Source organism: Pacificispira sp. (assembly GCF_965228185.1).
GTDB lineage: Bacteria > Pseudomonadota > Alphaproteobacteria > UBA8366 > Aestuariispiraceae > Pacificispira.
Genome location: NZ_CBDDHE010000003.1, coordinates 302,373 through 315,327, shown reverse-complemented (window position 1 = coordinate 315,327; position 12,955 = coordinate 302,373). Strand labels below are relative to the sequence as shown.

The window sequence follows — 12,955 nt, the reverse complement described above, 5'->3', positions numbered from 1 at the left end:
ATCGGAAGCGTGGTGTTACCGGACCGCGGTCCCTTCACGCTGGCTGGTTTCCCAATTGGGCGCAATCCAGACCGGTGCATTGGATGCAGGCAAGGGGTCCTTGCCGCGAATGATATCGGCGGCCTTTTCCCCCACCATGATCGTCGGGGCGTTCAGATTGCCGTTCGGGATGGTCGGGAAAATGGAACTGTCGACGACCCGCAGATTGCCGATCCCCCGCACCCGGCATTCGGTATCCAGCACCGCCGACGGATCGTCGTCGCCGCCGATCTTGCAGGTGCAGGACGGGTGATAGGCACTTTCGGCATTCTGGCGCACCCAGGCGTCGATCGCGGCGTCTTCATCGATATCTTCGCCGGGCTGGATCTCGGGTCCGCGATACGGGTCCATGGCCGGTTGCGCCATGATCTCTCGCGTCAGACGGACGCAGGCGCGGAAGGCCTCGATGTCCTCCTGTTCGGTCATGTAATTGAACAGGATCGACGGCTTGGCCGCCGGATCGGTGGAATTGATGCGGATATGCCCCCGGCTTTTCGGCTTATTCGGTCCGACATGGACCTGGAAGCCGTGCCCGTCGAAAGCGGCATTGCCGTCGTAACGCATCGCGGCGGGCAGGAAATGGTACTGAATGTCCGGCCACTTCAAGCCGGCCTTCGACCGGATGAAGGCGCAGCTTTCGAAGTGATTGGTCGCACCCAGGCCGGATTTGAAGAAGAACCAGCGCGCACCGATCAGGAATTTGCTGAACGGGTCCAGCTTACCGTTCAGCGTGATCGGCTGGGTGCTGCGGAACTGGAAGTAGACTTCCAGATGGTCCTGAAGATTGCCGCCGACGCCGGGCAGGTCATGCACCACGTCGACCCCCGCCACCTTCAGCGTTTCCGCCGGACCGATACCGGACAGTTGCAGCAATTGCGGCGATCCAACCGACCCGGCGGACAGGATGACCTCCCGGGACGCCTTCACGTCGACGACCTTGCCGCCCGCCTCATACCGGACGCCGACCGCCTTCTTGCCGTCCAGCAGCACTTTATGGGTCAGCGCGCCGGTGACGACCGACAGGTTGGGCCGGTTGCGGGCGGGTTTCAGATAGGCATTCGCGGTCGACCAGCGCACGCCGTCCTTGACGGTCATATGCATCCGCCCGAAACCTTCCTGGCGGTGGCCGTTATAGTCTTCGGTGAAACCGTAACCCGCCTCTTTCCCGGCTTCGATCCAGGCCTTGTAAAGCGGGTTACGCATTTCATTGCCGTTACAGGTACCCAGCGGTCCGTCACCGCCGCGATAGGCGTCGGCGTCGCGGCCGTCCGGATCCTTCCAGGTTTCGGCCCGGCGGAAGTAGGGTAGGCAGTCGCGATAGGCCCAGCCGGCCGCGCCCTGTTCCTCCCATTCGTCGAAATCGCAGGCATGACCGCGCACATAGACCATGCCGTTGATCGACGAGGATCCGCCAAGCACCTTGCCGCGCGGCGTATGCAGACGACGGTTGTCCAGACCCGGCTCCGGCAGGCTTTCAAAGAACCAGTTGAACTTCTTCATGTTCATCGGGATGGACAGTGCCGTCGGCATCTGGATGAAGATGGAGGAATCGCTGCCGCCCGCTTCGATCAGAAGGACCCTGGTGCCCGGATCTTCCGTGAGGCGCGCCGCCAGGACGCAACCCGCCGACCCCGCACCGACAATGATGTAATCGAAAGTCTGATCGCCGCTCATCACGCGCCCTCCCCGTTCAGTCGTGGAAATACCGGGACGAGCCCGTTTGGGATATCATAGGGCCCGCGTCAAGGATGACCGCGCACCAAATGGCATGTCCGTCGCGCAGAGACAAATTCAGGGGGGATTTCGGAAAATGATTGGTTCCATCGACTGGTTGGGCGTGCTGGCGGCGGGTATCGCCGGATACATCTTCGGCGCCGTCTATTATACCGTCCTGGGCACGCAATGGATGGCCGCGCTGGGAACGACGAAGGAGGAGATCGAAAAACGCAAGTCTCCGGCCCCCTTTGTCATTGCGGCTATCGGTCAGTTCGTTCTTGCCGTCACCTTGTCGATCCTTGCTGGTGCGGAAAGCGGCACCGGCCCGATGCTCGCGCTCGCCCTGCTGCTATGGATCGGCATTGTCATGACGACGATGACGATCAATCACAGCTTCCAGGGCAATAAACCCGCGCTGACAATCATCGACGGCCTGCACTGGCTGGGCGTGCTGATGCTGCAGAGCGTGGTTCTGTCCCTGGTCTAGATCAACGGCCCGGATAGAGTTTCTCGATACCGGCCCAGCAATCGGCGTAATCCGTCTGAAGCGGTGTCTCTTCGGCGGCAAAGCGGGTCGGGAATTGCGGGTAACGGGTTTCGAACATGAAGGCCATGGTGTCCGACAGCTTGTGCGGTTTCAGGTCCGCCGTGCTGGCGGCTTTGAACGCCCCAGCATCGGGTCCGTGCGGGATCATGGAATTGTGCAGGCTCATCGCGCCGGGCGGAAAACCGTTCGGCTTCGCGTCATAGGCGCCGCACAGATTGCCCATGAATTCCGACATGACGTTGCGGTGGTACCAAGGCGGACGGAACGTATCCTCGGCTACCAACCAGCGTTCCGGGAAGATCACGAAGTCGATATTGGCCGTACCCGGTACTTCCGACGGCGAGGTCAGAACGGTAAAGATTGACGGATCGGGATGATCGAAAGAAATCGACCCCATCGTGTTGAACCGCGTCAGATCGTATTTCACCGGCACGTAATTGCCATGCCAGGCCACGACATCGAAGGGGCTCTGCGGGATTTCGGCGGCATGCAGCGCCCCGCCCCACTTCATGATCAGTTCCATCGGTTCTTCCCGGTCCTCGAACCAGGCGCGCGGCGATTTGAAATCGCGCGGATTGGCCAGCCCGTTTGCCCCGATCGGTCCACGGTCGGGCAGACGCAGCATCGCGCCGTAATTCTCCAGGACATAGCCGCTGGCAGCACCGTCGGGCAGACGGATCTGAAACGCCATGCCGCGCGGCAGGATCGCGATTTCCAGCGGCGCGATTTCGAACCGCCCCGTCTCGGCGACGATTTCGACCCGACCCTGCCAGGGCGCGATCAGCATTTCCGCGTCGGCGTTGATCAAGCAGCGGTCGGTCATGGACCGAGACGCGCTGAAAACATGGGCCGCCATGCCGGTCAGCATCGGCGCATCGCCCGCGGTCGTCATGGTGCGGATCGCGTCCACGAAATCCATCGCCCCGGCAACGGGTCCGACGGGGTTCCAACGATAAGGTCCCAACGGCAGTTGATGATCCGGTCGATGGGGCGCGGTCTTCCAATAGGGTGCGTCGTACCGGGCGAATTGGCCAGAGTGGCGGACGCTGGGCCGCAGGCGGTACAGCCAGGTCCGGCGGTTCTCCCCATTCGGGGCCGTGAAGGCTGTGCCGGAAAGCTGTTCCGCGTAAAGATCGAAGGGGCAGCGCTGGGGATTGTTGCGTCCCTGCGGCAAGGCCCCCGGCACTGCTTCGGATTCAAACTCGTTCCCGAAACCGCTCAACATTTCCGCTTCGCCGGACATTCGAAAACCCCTTTCATTCCGCAGGTTGACCAACCCGACAGGATCACGGCATAAATTTCATTGCAAATGCAACGACTGTCAAGATTGCCGATGGATCTCAACCTCGATCGTTTCCTGCCCTATCGGCTTTCCGTATTGGCGGACCGGGTGACCCGGGACCTATCGAAAGTCTATGGGCCGCGCGGCATCGGTCAGGCGGAATGGCGCGTTCTGGCGCATTTGGGCGGCGCGGCGGACGGCCTGTCGGTCCGGGACATTCATGACAGGGTCAGCCTGGAGAAATACCGGGTAACGCGCGCGCTTCAGCGTCTGGAAAGCGCCGGGCTGGTCCGCAAGACGCAATCCGATCGCGACCGCCGCCTGATCGCCGTCGCCCTGACCGAGGAAGGCCGCGCGCTGTACGAGCGAATCGTGCCGGACGCTTTAGCGTTCGAAGAATCTCTCCTGACAGTCCTGTCGTCGGAAGATCGCGCGGCACTCGACAGAATTCTGACGCGTCTTTCCGAGTAGCCCACCGCACCGCCGATCCCTTGCCCGCCGACGGAAATCGCTGCACTCTCCCGCCGTCCGCGCCGCGCACAACGGGAGATCCCGATTATGCTGGCACCGCTATACGACCCGCCCTATTTCGCTGTCATATTCACCGCCATCCGAACCGGCCTCGACGAGGCGGAATATGCCCGGACCGCGGCGATGATGGACGAGAAGGCGGCCACCATGCCCGGTTATCTTGGGGTGGAATCGACGCGCGATCTGGCGACCGGTTTGGGCATCACGGTCAGCTACTGGCGCGACGAGGCCTCCTTGTTGGCTTGGAAGCGTGATGTCGAGCATACTGCTGCCCGGGATATGGGCCGCGCGCGCTGGTACACGGCCTATGCCACCAGAATTGCACGGGTGGAACGCGAATACGATTACCGCAATCCCGACCATCCCGCCGGCGAATAAATTTTCTCGGTTCGCCCGGGCCGGTCTTGTAACCCGGTCCGCGCGCCCGATATCGTCGGCGGTCATGCGCGGCAGCGGGCCGCGTCTGCGTCGAAAGACCTTCCATGGATTACATCCTGATTGCCGCCGGGCTTGTCTGCTTGTTCGCAGGCGGCGAGGCTTTGGTGCGCGGCTCCGTCGCCACCGCACACAAACTGGGCGTTTCCCCCTTGCTGATTGGACTGACACTCGTCGGGTTCGGCACATCGGCGCCGGAACTGGTGACCAGTGTCGCCGCGGCCTTCGCAGGCTCGCCCGGCATCGCGGTGGGAAATGTGGTCGGCAGCAACATCGCCAATATCCTGCTGATCCTGGGCCTTACGGCGGTCATCGTGCCCATCGTGACGTCCCGCGACGCGATCTACCGTGACGGATTGGCCCTCATCATCGCCTCCCTGGCGTGTCTGGGGATCGTTTTGACGGGCTTCGCCAACCAGGTGCACGGTATTATCCTGATCGTGCTTTTGGGCGTCTATCTGGCCTACACGATCTATCGGGAACAACGCGTCCAAGATGCGGCGTCGGATCTGCACCGCGCGGAAACCGAAATCGCCGAGCCGGGGCCGCAGCAGCTGCCGACCGCCTTGACCTTGGCGCTGGCCGGACTTGTCCTGACCGTCCTGGGCGCCAAGCTGCTGGTATCCGGCGCCATCGCTTTGGCGGAATCCGCCGGCCTGTCCGAAACCCTCATCGGCCTCACCATCGTCGCGGTCGGTACGTCTCTGCCGGAACTGTCGGCCTCCATCGTTGCCGCTATCCGGCGGCAGACAGACCTGGCGCTCGGCAACATTCTGGGAAGCAACCTTTTCAACACGCTGGGCATTCTGGGTATCACGGCGATCGTCCATCCGCTGGAAATTCCGGTTGAGATCGCCCGGTTCGATATCTGGGTCATGCTTGCCGCCACTGCCGCCATGTTGGCCTTCGCCTTGACCGGCGGCCGTCTGTGCCGATGGGAGGGCGGGGTCTTGCTGGCCGGCTACGGAGCCTATCTGGCCTGGACCTGCCGAGAGGTTTTTGCGGCCTGACCGCGTCTTTGCCGGTTGATCCGCAAAGTTGTGACGTTTCAGGGGCCTCATCTGTCGCGGCGAGGCTTTCAACCGGCGCGGCGATGTCGTAACAGCGGTGTATGATCGCATCACCCTCCCCCTCCCTGCGCGCCTGGGCAGCCTTCCTTCTGGGATGTGCCTGTTTCGGCTATGCCTTCCTGCAGCGCGTTGCGCCCAGCGTCATGACGGACGATCTGATGCGCGCCTTCCAGGTTCAGGCGGGGGCGCTTGGCGCGATGAGCGCATTCTATTTCTACGCCTATGCCGGGATGCAGATGCCGATCGGCGTGCTGATGGACCGGTTTGGGCCGCGGCGGATCCTCAGCAGTGCCATGGCCCTGTGCCTTGTCGGCAGTCTGGTCTTCGCCCTGGCAGAATCGATCACCCCCGCCGCCATCGGCCGAACAATGATCGGCGCGGCGGTCGCCTTCGGCTATGTCGGCACGATGTCGATCGCCGCGACCTGGTTCCCGCCCCAGCGCTTCAGCCTGCTGATCGGCATCCTGCAAAGCGTCGGGATGAGCGGGGCCATCGCCGGACAGGCGCCGCTGAGCCTGGTTGTCGAGGCGACCGGCTGGCGCGAGACGGTGATCGGGATCGGGGTCATCGGCGCCATTCTGGCCGTCCTGATTTTCCTGGTCGTCCAGGAAATCCCCAAGGAACGTAAGGCCGCCGCAAACGGCGCATCCAAAGGCGCCTTCCGGGACGTACTCGCCCGACGGGACAGTTGGTGCTGTGCGATCATAGGCTTCACGTTGACCGCCCCGATGCTGGCCTTCGCCGGCTTGTGGGCCGTGCCGTGGCTGATTCAGGTGCACGGTTTCTCCCCCGCAGATGCGGCGGGATCCGCATCGCTGATCTTCGTCGGATGGGCGGTGGTCGGCCCGATGATCGGGTTGGCGACGGAAAAGATCGGGCGTCGCAAGCCCCTGATCTATGGCGGCTTCGCCCTCAGCGGCACGGCAATGGCCGCGATGATCTTCATGCCGGACCTGCCACCCTGGGCCATACGAACCCTGTTCGTCCTGAACGGCATCGGCGGCTGCACGATGATCCTGACCTTCACCTGCGTGCGCGAGACCAACCGTCCAAGCCGCGCCGGTGCGGGCCTTGGCTTCGTGAACATGTTCGTCGTCGGGTCGGGCGCTCTGTTCCAGCCGCTTTTGGGCGTCATCCTGGACCAGAACTGGGATGGCACCATGCAGAACGGCGCGCCGGTCTATGACGCGGGCGGATATCAATCCGCGTTCAGCGCCTTGCTGGTGGCATACGGCATCGGCCTGATCGCCACATTCCTGCTGCGCGAGACCCATTGCCGGCAGGCGGTCACCGATTGAGTCATACTTGCAAGAATTGGAATGCCCGCTAGTCTGACACCGGCGGGAGCAACCAGATTATCGATGCATTCCCCATGTCCGACAATTTGCAGAGCGGATTGGAACACATGCGTGAGGACTTGGAGCGGACAGGTGCCTTGGCAGCCGTAGAGGCACCGGAACTGGCCGAAATCCTCGATTCCGTACCCGAAGCGATCTGCATCTACGATTCCGACGACCGCATCGTGTTCTGGAATGCCAATTATGTGGAAATGTTCCCATGGCACAGGGACGAGATGTTTGTCGGCCGACGTTATGACGAGGCCTTACGGGTGTTTTTCGAAAGAAATCTGGCGCCGGATGAATTGCCCAATCTGGAGCGGCATCTAGCGGCCGGCCTCGCCCGCCATCGGGAACTCGCCGAGCCCTTTATTTTTCAGACCCGCAACGGCAAATGGGTCACCGTCACGCCGCACCGGCTGAAAAGCGGCAAATACATGAAAGTCTGGGCCGAGCTGACGCCGTCCATGGTCGAGGTCGACGAGTACCGAGACCTTCTGGACACGATCACCGCGATCCATATCGGTTTCTGCTTCTTCGACACCAAAGGGCGTTTCGTTTTCAGCAACAAGCGGATCTCGGAACAGATGCCCGATACGGTCCATCTCTATTCGCCGGGCAGACCATTTGCGGACTTCATCCGGTCCTGCGCCGAGATCAGTTTGAAACCCGAAACGTCCAGCGCCTTGCTGGACATTGCCGACCGCCCCTTTCCGGCCGACAAGACCTTTGGCCCGCTGGCCGTTGAAACTAAGGACGGGACCCATCTGGAATACGAGGAATGCCTGACCGCAAGCGGCGCCTTGATCGCGGTGTGGACCGATGTGACGGATTCCCGGCTCAGCGAGATGCGGCTGCGGGCAAGCGAGGCAAAGGCACAGGCCGCCCGGGCCGCGACCGAAAGGTTGAACTCCGAATTGGAGGAACGCATCCAGGAGCGAACCCGTGAATTGGCGCGGTCCCTGGACATTGCGGAGAAGTCCGACGCCGCCAAGACCCGGCTTCTGGCAAATGTAAGTCACGAATTGCGGACACCGCTGAACGCGATATTGGGCTTTTCCCAGATGATGAGTGGGCAGGCGCCCGGCCGTCTGCCGACCGAAAAGTACCAGGAATACTCAGCCGATATCCTTTCCAGTGCGGAGTACCTGCTGGAACTGATCGACAATCTGCTGCAGATGTCGGCCCTGGAAACAAAGGGTGTCCTGGAGGATATCGGACCGACATCGCTGCAGGACCTGTTCGACAAGACGGAGACCATGCTGACCGCCATGGCGGCCAAGGCGGGCGTCGCCCTGTCCTTCCACGCGCCCCAGAATATCCCACCCGTGCTGGGATCCATGCGGGGGCTGACGCAGGTATTGCTGAATCTGGGATCAAATGCCCTGCGCTACACGGATCCGGGTGGGTCGCTTACCATCACGGCCGAAACGGCACCCGGCCCGCTTGTCGCCATCAAGGTGCGCGATACCGGCCATGGCATGTCGCCGGATCAGCTTGCCAATCTGGGCGATCCGTTCTCCAGCAGTCACGCAACCCGGACGGACACGAAGCGCGGCGCCGGAATCGGCATTCCCCTGTCGAAACTGCTGATCAACGCGATGCGGGGGAAATTGACCTACGAAAGCGCCGTCGGCAAAGGCACGACGGCAACAATCACCCTGCGGATACCTGGCCAGGACGGCTAATTCGTTCAGGAAACCGAGAAGCTCTCGCCGCAGCCGCAGCGGGCGGTTTCGTTCGGGTTTTTGAAGGTGAAGCCGGATTGCAGGCGGCTTTCCTCATAGTCGATTTCGGCGCCGATCAGGAACATGGTCGCCGCCGGGTCAATCAGGATGCGAGCCCCGGCAACGTCGACTTCCTCTTCGAACTGTTTCTTGTCCTTGGCGTATTCGACGACATAGGACAGGCCGGAACAGCCCTTGGAAGACACTCCGATGCGCAGCCCGATCACGCCGTCGCCCGCCTTGCTCATCAGCGCGCGAACGCGATCCGCAGCCGCGTCGGTCAGGCTTACGATGGGTTTGTTCGGATCGAACATCGCTTTCCTCTCAATACCGGTTTCGTCATTCCCGCGAAGGCGGGAATCCAGGACCAACATGCAAGGCCGTGCCTGTCCCCCTGGACCCCCGCCGAAGTTTATCCTCGCGAAAGCGGGGGCGGGGGTGACGGGAAAGGGAAATTGCCCTTCCCTCATTATATCATATCGACCCTAGAACAAATCCAGGGCCAGTTTGGCGTCCTCGGACATCATGTCGGGATGCCAGGGCGGCGACCATGTCAGGGTCACGGTGACCACGCCGATGCCGGCGACCGCGGCGACGGCATCCGCCACCTGTTGCGGCATCTCACCCGCGACCGGACAGGCCGGGGCGGTCAGGGTCATCAGGATGTCGCAATCGCCCTTGGCGTCGACTTCGCAGGAATAGATCAGGCCCAGATCGTAGATGTTCACCGGGATTTCCGGGTCATGAACGGTCCGCAATGCGGCCTCGACCGCGTCCGGCGTGGCGGTACCGACGCCATCGGCCAGCGGTTCGCCCGCCAGCGCCTGCATGCCTTCCTCGGCCGCCGGCCCGTCGCCGAACATGCCCATATAGGGATGCACGATGTCCGATCCGCTCTGCGGCCCATCGGTCTCGTGGGTCAGGTAATCCCTGTCGTCGCGTCCGTCATCCATCTCGGTCTCGTCCTTACCCGAAAATCGCATTCACCTTGTCCAGCGCCTCGCCCAGACGGTCGATTTCGGCGCGGGTGTTATACAGGCCCATGGAGGCGCGGGCCGTTCCGACAACGCCCATCCGGTGCATCAGCGGCTCGGCGCAGTGATGTCCGGCGCGCACCGCCACGCCCTGCTGATCGATGATCGTCGCGATATCGTGGGGATGGGCCTCCCCCATCGCGAAGGAGATCACCGCGGTCTTGTTCGGGGCCGTGCCGATCACGCGCAGATTGTCGACCGCCGCCAGGCGCTGCATGGCATAGGACAGCAGATCGCGCTCATGGGCGGCGATCCGTTCCAGCCCGATGCCGGAAATGTAGTCGATGGCCGCGCCCAGCCCGATCGCCTCGACGATGGGCGGTGTCCCGGCTTCGAATTTGGCGGGCAGTTCCGCCCAGGTCGATTTCTGTAACGTGACGGAGGAAATCATATCCCCGCCCCCCAGGAAGGGCGGCATCGCATCCAGCACCGCTTCCTTGCCGTACAGCACGCCGATCCCGGTCGGGCCATAGATCTTATGGCCGGTGAAGACATAGAAATCGCAATCCAGCGCCTGCACGTCGATCGGCATATGCATGACCGACTGGCTGCCGTCGAACAGCACCTTGGCGCCGACGGCATGGGCCATGTCGACGATCTTCTCGGCCGGCGTGATCGTGCCCAGCACGTTGGAAACATGGGTGATCGCGACCAGCTTCACCTTCTCGTCCAGAAGCTCGGCGAACTTGTCCATCAACAGCTCGCCCTCGTCGGAAATCGGCGCGAAGCGCAGTTCGATCCCCTTCTCGTCGCGCAACATCTGCCAGGGCACAATGTTGGAATGGTGCTCCATTTCAGAAATCACCACGGCGTCGCCGGCTTTCAGCAATCCGCGCCCGAAGGAATGGGCGACCAGATTGATCGCTTCCGTCGTGTTCTTGGCGAAAACGATTTCCCGCTCGCTCTTGGCATTCAGGAAGGCCCGGACGGTCTCGCGGGCGCCCTCATAGGCGGCCGTGGTTCGTTCCGAGAAATCATAGGCGCCGCGATGCACATTGGCATAGCAATGTTCGAAGGCGCCGCGCATCGCGTCGATCACCGCCTTCGGCTTCTGCGCGGACGCGCCATTGTCCAGATAGACCAAAGGCTTGCCGTGCACCGTTTCGGACAGGATCGGAAAGTCCGCGCGATAGGCGTCGACGTCATAGGGAAGTTCGGACGGTTTCAGCACCGCATCGTTCATGCCGTTTCTCCATTCAGGCGCGCGGACAGGACGTTGCGGAAGGTGTCGCGGATCGCGGGACGCGCGATCTTCTCCACCGCCTCGATCAGGAAGGATTCGGTCAGCATCGCCCGGGCGCGGTCCTCCGGGATGCCCCGGGCGCGCATGTAGAACAGCTGATCCGCATCGATCGCACCGACCGTCGCGCCATGGGCGCATTGCACGTCGTCGGCATAGATTTCCAGTTCCGGCTTGGCATCGACCTCGGCATGACGCGACAACAGCAGCGCCTTGTGCTGCTGCTGACCGTCCGTGCCCTGCGCGCCCTCGCGCACCAGGACCTTGCCCTGGAACACGCCGCGCGCATGATCGTCCAGCACGCCGCGGAAGAACTGGCGGCTGGTCGCGTTCTCGGCGCCATGAGTGACGAAGGTCGTGTTATCGATCACCGCATCCCCGGCCCCGAAATAGGACCCTGACAGGGCGGCCTCACCGCGTTCACCGGCCATGGAAAGGCGCGTCTCCCGCCGGGACAGCCCGTCACCGACAGACAGGATGAAGGAATCCAGCACCGCGTTTTCCGCGACGCCGATATCACTGAGCGCCAGTTGCGCCGATTGCGCCCCTTCGCCCAGCAGAGTGTAGAGCCCCAATCGCGCGTCGCGGTCCAGGCTGACGCCCAGACTCGGCACGGAGAACCCGCGCCCTTCGGCGGTAACATGGCTTTCGACGATGCAGGCCTCGGCGCCCGCACCGACCGTGATCGTCACCCGCGCCGCATGGGCGATGGCAGCGTCCTTGTCCGCGCCCCAGGTGACATGGCGGATATGGATCGGTGCCTCAATGGTCCGGCCCGGATCGACCCGGATCGTCAGCTCCTCCTGCGCCAGCGCGTCGCTGAGGCGTTCGGTGAAACCTTCGCCCCAGGCATCGGCTGCCGGACCCGCCTCAACCGACAGGCCTGTGGGCAGATTGTCCAGAGCCGACAAATCGCGGTCCAGGAAACCATTGACCAGCACCAGATCGACCGCGCCGTCCAATTCCAAACCGGTTTCCGGCGGGCGGACAACACCGTGCTCGTCCTCGGCAAGCCAGACGGTCCAGCCGATCTTTTCCAGCCGCTTCAGGTCGGTGTATTTCCACTGCTCCGCCTTGCGGGTCGGCAGCGCGTCGCCGGCATCGAACCGGCCCGGCGCGCCCCGCTGGCGAAGCAGATCCTGAAGGACATTGTCGGTCATGCCGCCTCCCCGGAGAATTCGGCATAGCCGGTCTTTTCCAGTTCCAGCGCCAGGTTCTTGTCGCCGGTCTTCACGATCTTCCCGCCGGACAGGACATGCACCTTGTCAGGCACGATATAGTCCAGCAGGCGCTGATAATGGGTAATGACCAGGAAGGCGCGGTCCGGCTTGCGCAGCGCGTTGACCCCTTCCGACACCAGCTTCAAGGCATCGATGTCCAGGCCGCTATCCGTCTCGTCCAGGATCGCCAGGGTCGGTTCCAGAACCGCCATCTGCAGCGTCTCGTTCCGCTTCTTCTCGCCACCGGAGAAGCCGACATTGACCGGACGTTTCAACATGTCGTCCGGCATGTTCAATTCCTTTGCCTTGCCGCGCACGGCCTTGACGAATTCCAGCGCGTCCAGCTCAGGCTCGCCACGATACTTCCGGCGCGCATTCAGGGCATGCTTCAGGAAGGTCGTATTGGCGACACCCGGCAGTTCGACCGGGTATTGGAAAGCCAGAAAGACGCCTTCGCAGGCACGCTCTTCCGGCGCCATGGCCAGCAGGTCCTTGCCGTCATACGTGACGGAGCCGCCGGTGACCTCATACCCGTCGCGCCCGGCCAGGACATAGGACAAGGTCGACTTGCCGGACCCGTTCGGCCCCATGATGGCATGGACCTCGCCGGCATTCAGTTCCAGGCTCAGGCCCTTCAGGATTTCCTTGCCGTCGACTTCCGCGGTCAGGTTTTCGATCTTCAACAATGACATTTCGAACTCTTTCTTTCTGTCTCCGTCACCCCGGCGAAAGCCGGGGTCCAGGGCCACAATCAACCTTCCCGCCAGTAGCCCTGGA

Annotated in this window: 13 protein-coding genes; 6 read left to right on the top strand and 7 right to left on the bottom strand. The window is 62.6% G+C overall.

The window, feature by feature from the left end; all coding sequences use genetic code 11:
* Window positions 1–15: 15 nt before the first annotated feature.
* Window positions 16–1,713: a choline dehydrogenase gene (gene betA, locus ACO06O_RS05140; RefSeq protein ID WP_421876983.1), complete on the bottom strand. Its 1,698-nt coding sequence runs from the start codon at window positions 1,711–1,713 to the stop codon at window positions 16–18.
* Between the two features lie 136 nt (window positions 1,714–1,849).
* Here betA and ACO06O_RS05135 point away from each other — a divergent pair, with 136 nt between their 5' ends.
* The gene (locus ACO06O_RS05135) at window positions 1,850–2,242 is read left to right on the top strand and encodes a DUF1761 domain-containing protein (protein ID WP_421876981.1); all 393 of its coding nucleotides are present in this window, start codon (window positions 1,850–1,852) and stop codon (window positions 2,240–2,242) included.
* A 1-nt stretch (window position 2,243) separates the two neighbouring features.
* Here the strand turns inward: ACO06O_RS05135 and hmgA are convergent, their stop codons facing one another.
* A complete protein-coding gene (hmgA, locus tag ACO06O_RS05130; RefSeq protein WP_421876979.1) occupies window positions 2,244–3,545 on the bottom strand; it encodes a homogentisate 1,2-dioxygenase in 1,302 nt (433 codons plus the stop codon).
* A gap of 90 nt (window positions 3,546–3,635) precedes the next feature.
* On the opposite strand from hmgA, the gene ACO06O_RS05125 reads away from it, so the two are divergent.
* The 5 genes from ACO06O_RS05125 to ACO06O_RS05105 all read left to right on the top strand — a co-directional run bounded on the left by ACO06O_RS05125 (window position 3,636) and on the right by ACO06O_RS05105 (window position 8,645).
* Window positions 3,636–4,055, top strand: a complete 420-nt coding sequence (locus ACO06O_RS05125) for a MarR family winged helix-turn-helix transcriptional regulator (protein WP_421876977.1) — start codon at window positions 3,636–3,638, stop codon at window positions 4,053–4,055.
* Window positions 4,056–4,142: 87 nt separating this feature from the next.
* Window positions 4,143–4,493: an antibiotic biosynthesis monooxygenase family protein gene (locus ACO06O_RS05120; RefSeq protein ID WP_421876975.1), complete on the top strand. Its 351-nt coding sequence runs from the start codon at window positions 4,143–4,145 to the stop codon at window positions 4,491–4,493.
* A 104-nt stretch (window positions 4,494–4,597) separates the two neighbouring features.
* On the top strand, window positions 4,598–5,560 hold the full coding sequence (locus ACO06O_RS05115) for a calcium/sodium antiporter (protein ID WP_421876973.1): 963 nt from the start codon (window positions 4,598–4,600) through the stop codon (window positions 5,558–5,560).
* A 101-nt stretch (window positions 5,561–5,661) separates the two neighbouring features.
* A complete protein-coding gene (locus ACO06O_RS05110) occupies window positions 5,662–6,918 on the top strand; it encodes an MFS transporter (protein WP_421876969.1) in 1,257 nt (418 codons plus the stop codon).
* A 74-nt stretch (window positions 6,919–6,992) separates the two neighbouring features.
* On the top strand, window positions 6,993–8,645 hold the full coding sequence (locus ACO06O_RS05105; RefSeq protein ID WP_421876967.1) for an ATP-binding protein: 1,653 nt from the start codon (window positions 6,993–6,995) through the stop codon (window positions 8,643–8,645).
* Window positions 8,646–8,650: 5 nt separating this feature from the next.
* Here the strand turns inward: ACO06O_RS05105 and ACO06O_RS05100 are convergent, their stop codons facing one another.
* The 5 genes from ACO06O_RS05100 to sufC all read right to left on the bottom strand — a co-directional run bounded on the left by ACO06O_RS05100 (window position 8,651) and on the right by sufC (window position 12,870).
* Entirely contained in the window at window positions 8,651–8,998 is a 348-nt protein-coding gene (locus ACO06O_RS05100; RefSeq protein ID WP_420417507.1) for a HesB/IscA family protein, read from the bottom strand.
* Between the two features lie 171 nt (window positions 8,999–9,169).
* Complete coding sequence (locus tag ACO06O_RS05095) at window positions 9,170–9,667, bottom strand: iron-sulfur cluster assembly protein (RefSeq protein WP_420417508.1); 498 nt, start codon at window positions 9,665–9,667, stop codon at window positions 9,170–9,172.
* Entirely contained in the window at window positions 9,651–10,901 is a 1,251-nt protein-coding gene (locus ACO06O_RS05090; protein ID WP_421876962.1) for an aminotransferase class V-fold PLP-dependent enzyme, read from the bottom strand. Before ACO06O_RS05090 ends, ACO06O_RS05095 begins: the two co-directional genes overlap by 17 nt.
* On the bottom strand, window positions 10,898–12,118 hold the full coding sequence (gene sufD, locus ACO06O_RS05085) for a Fe-S cluster assembly protein SufD (protein ID WP_421876960.1): 1,221 nt from the start codon (window positions 12,116–12,118) through the stop codon (window positions 10,898–10,900). Before sufD ends, ACO06O_RS05090 begins: the two co-directional genes overlap by 4 nt.
* Window positions 12,115–12,870 carry a Fe-S cluster assembly ATPase SufC gene (gene sufC, locus ACO06O_RS05080; protein WP_421876958.1) on the bottom strand — a complete coding sequence of 252 codons (756 nt, stop codon included), beginning with the start codon at window positions 12,868–12,870 and terminating at the stop codon, window positions 12,115–12,117. Before sufC ends, sufD begins: the two co-directional genes overlap by 4 nt.
* Between the last annotated feature and the right edge of the window lie 85 nt (window positions 12,871–12,955).

Coding starts and splice junctions, on each gene's coding strand:
- betA (WP_421876983.1), bottom strand. CDS start 1,713: ATGAGCGGCGATCAGACTTTCGATTACATCATTGTCGGTGCGGGGTCG.
- ACO06O_RS05135 (WP_421876981.1), top strand. CDS start 1,850: ATGATTGGTTCCATCGACTGGTTGGGCGTGCTGGCGGCGGGTATCGCC.
- hmgA (WP_421876979.1), bottom strand. CDS start 3,545: ATGTCCGGCGAAGCGGAAATGTTGAGCGGTTTCGGGAACGAGTTTGAA.
- ACO06O_RS05125 (WP_421876977.1), top strand. CDS start 3,636: ATGGATCTCAACCTCGATCGTTTCCTGCCCTATCGGCTTTCCGTATTG.
- ACO06O_RS05120 (WP_421876975.1), top strand. CDS start 4,143: ATGCTGGCACCGCTATACGACCCGCCCTATTTCGCTGTCATATTCACC.
- ACO06O_RS05115 (WP_421876973.1), top strand. CDS start 4,598: ATGGATTACATCCTGATTGCCGCCGGGCTTGTCTGCTTGTTCGCAGGC.
- ACO06O_RS05110 (WP_421876969.1), top strand. CDS start 5,662: ATGATCGCATCACCCTCCCCCTCCCTGCGCGCCTGGGCAGCCTTCCTT.
- ACO06O_RS05105 (WP_421876967.1), top strand. CDS start 6,993: ATGTCCGACAATTTGCAGAGCGGATTGGAACACATGCGTGAGGACTTG.
- ACO06O_RS05100 (WP_420417507.1), bottom strand. CDS start 8,998: ATGTTCGATCCGAACAAACCCATCGTAAGCCTGACCGACGCGGCTGCG.
- ACO06O_RS05095 (WP_420417508.1), bottom strand. CDS start 9,667: ATGCGATTTTCGGGTAAGGACGAGACCGAGATGGATGACGGACGCGAC.
- ACO06O_RS05090 (WP_421876962.1), bottom strand. CDS start 10,901: ATGAACGATGCGGTGCTGAAACCGTCCGAACTTCCCTATGACGTCGAC.
- sufD (WP_421876960.1), bottom strand. CDS start 12,118: ATGACCGACAATGTCCTTCAGGATCTGCTTCGCCAGCGGGGCGCGCCG.
- sufC (WP_421876958.1), bottom strand. CDS start 12,870: ATGTCATTGTTGAAGATCGAAAACCTGACCGCGGAAGTCGACGGCAAG.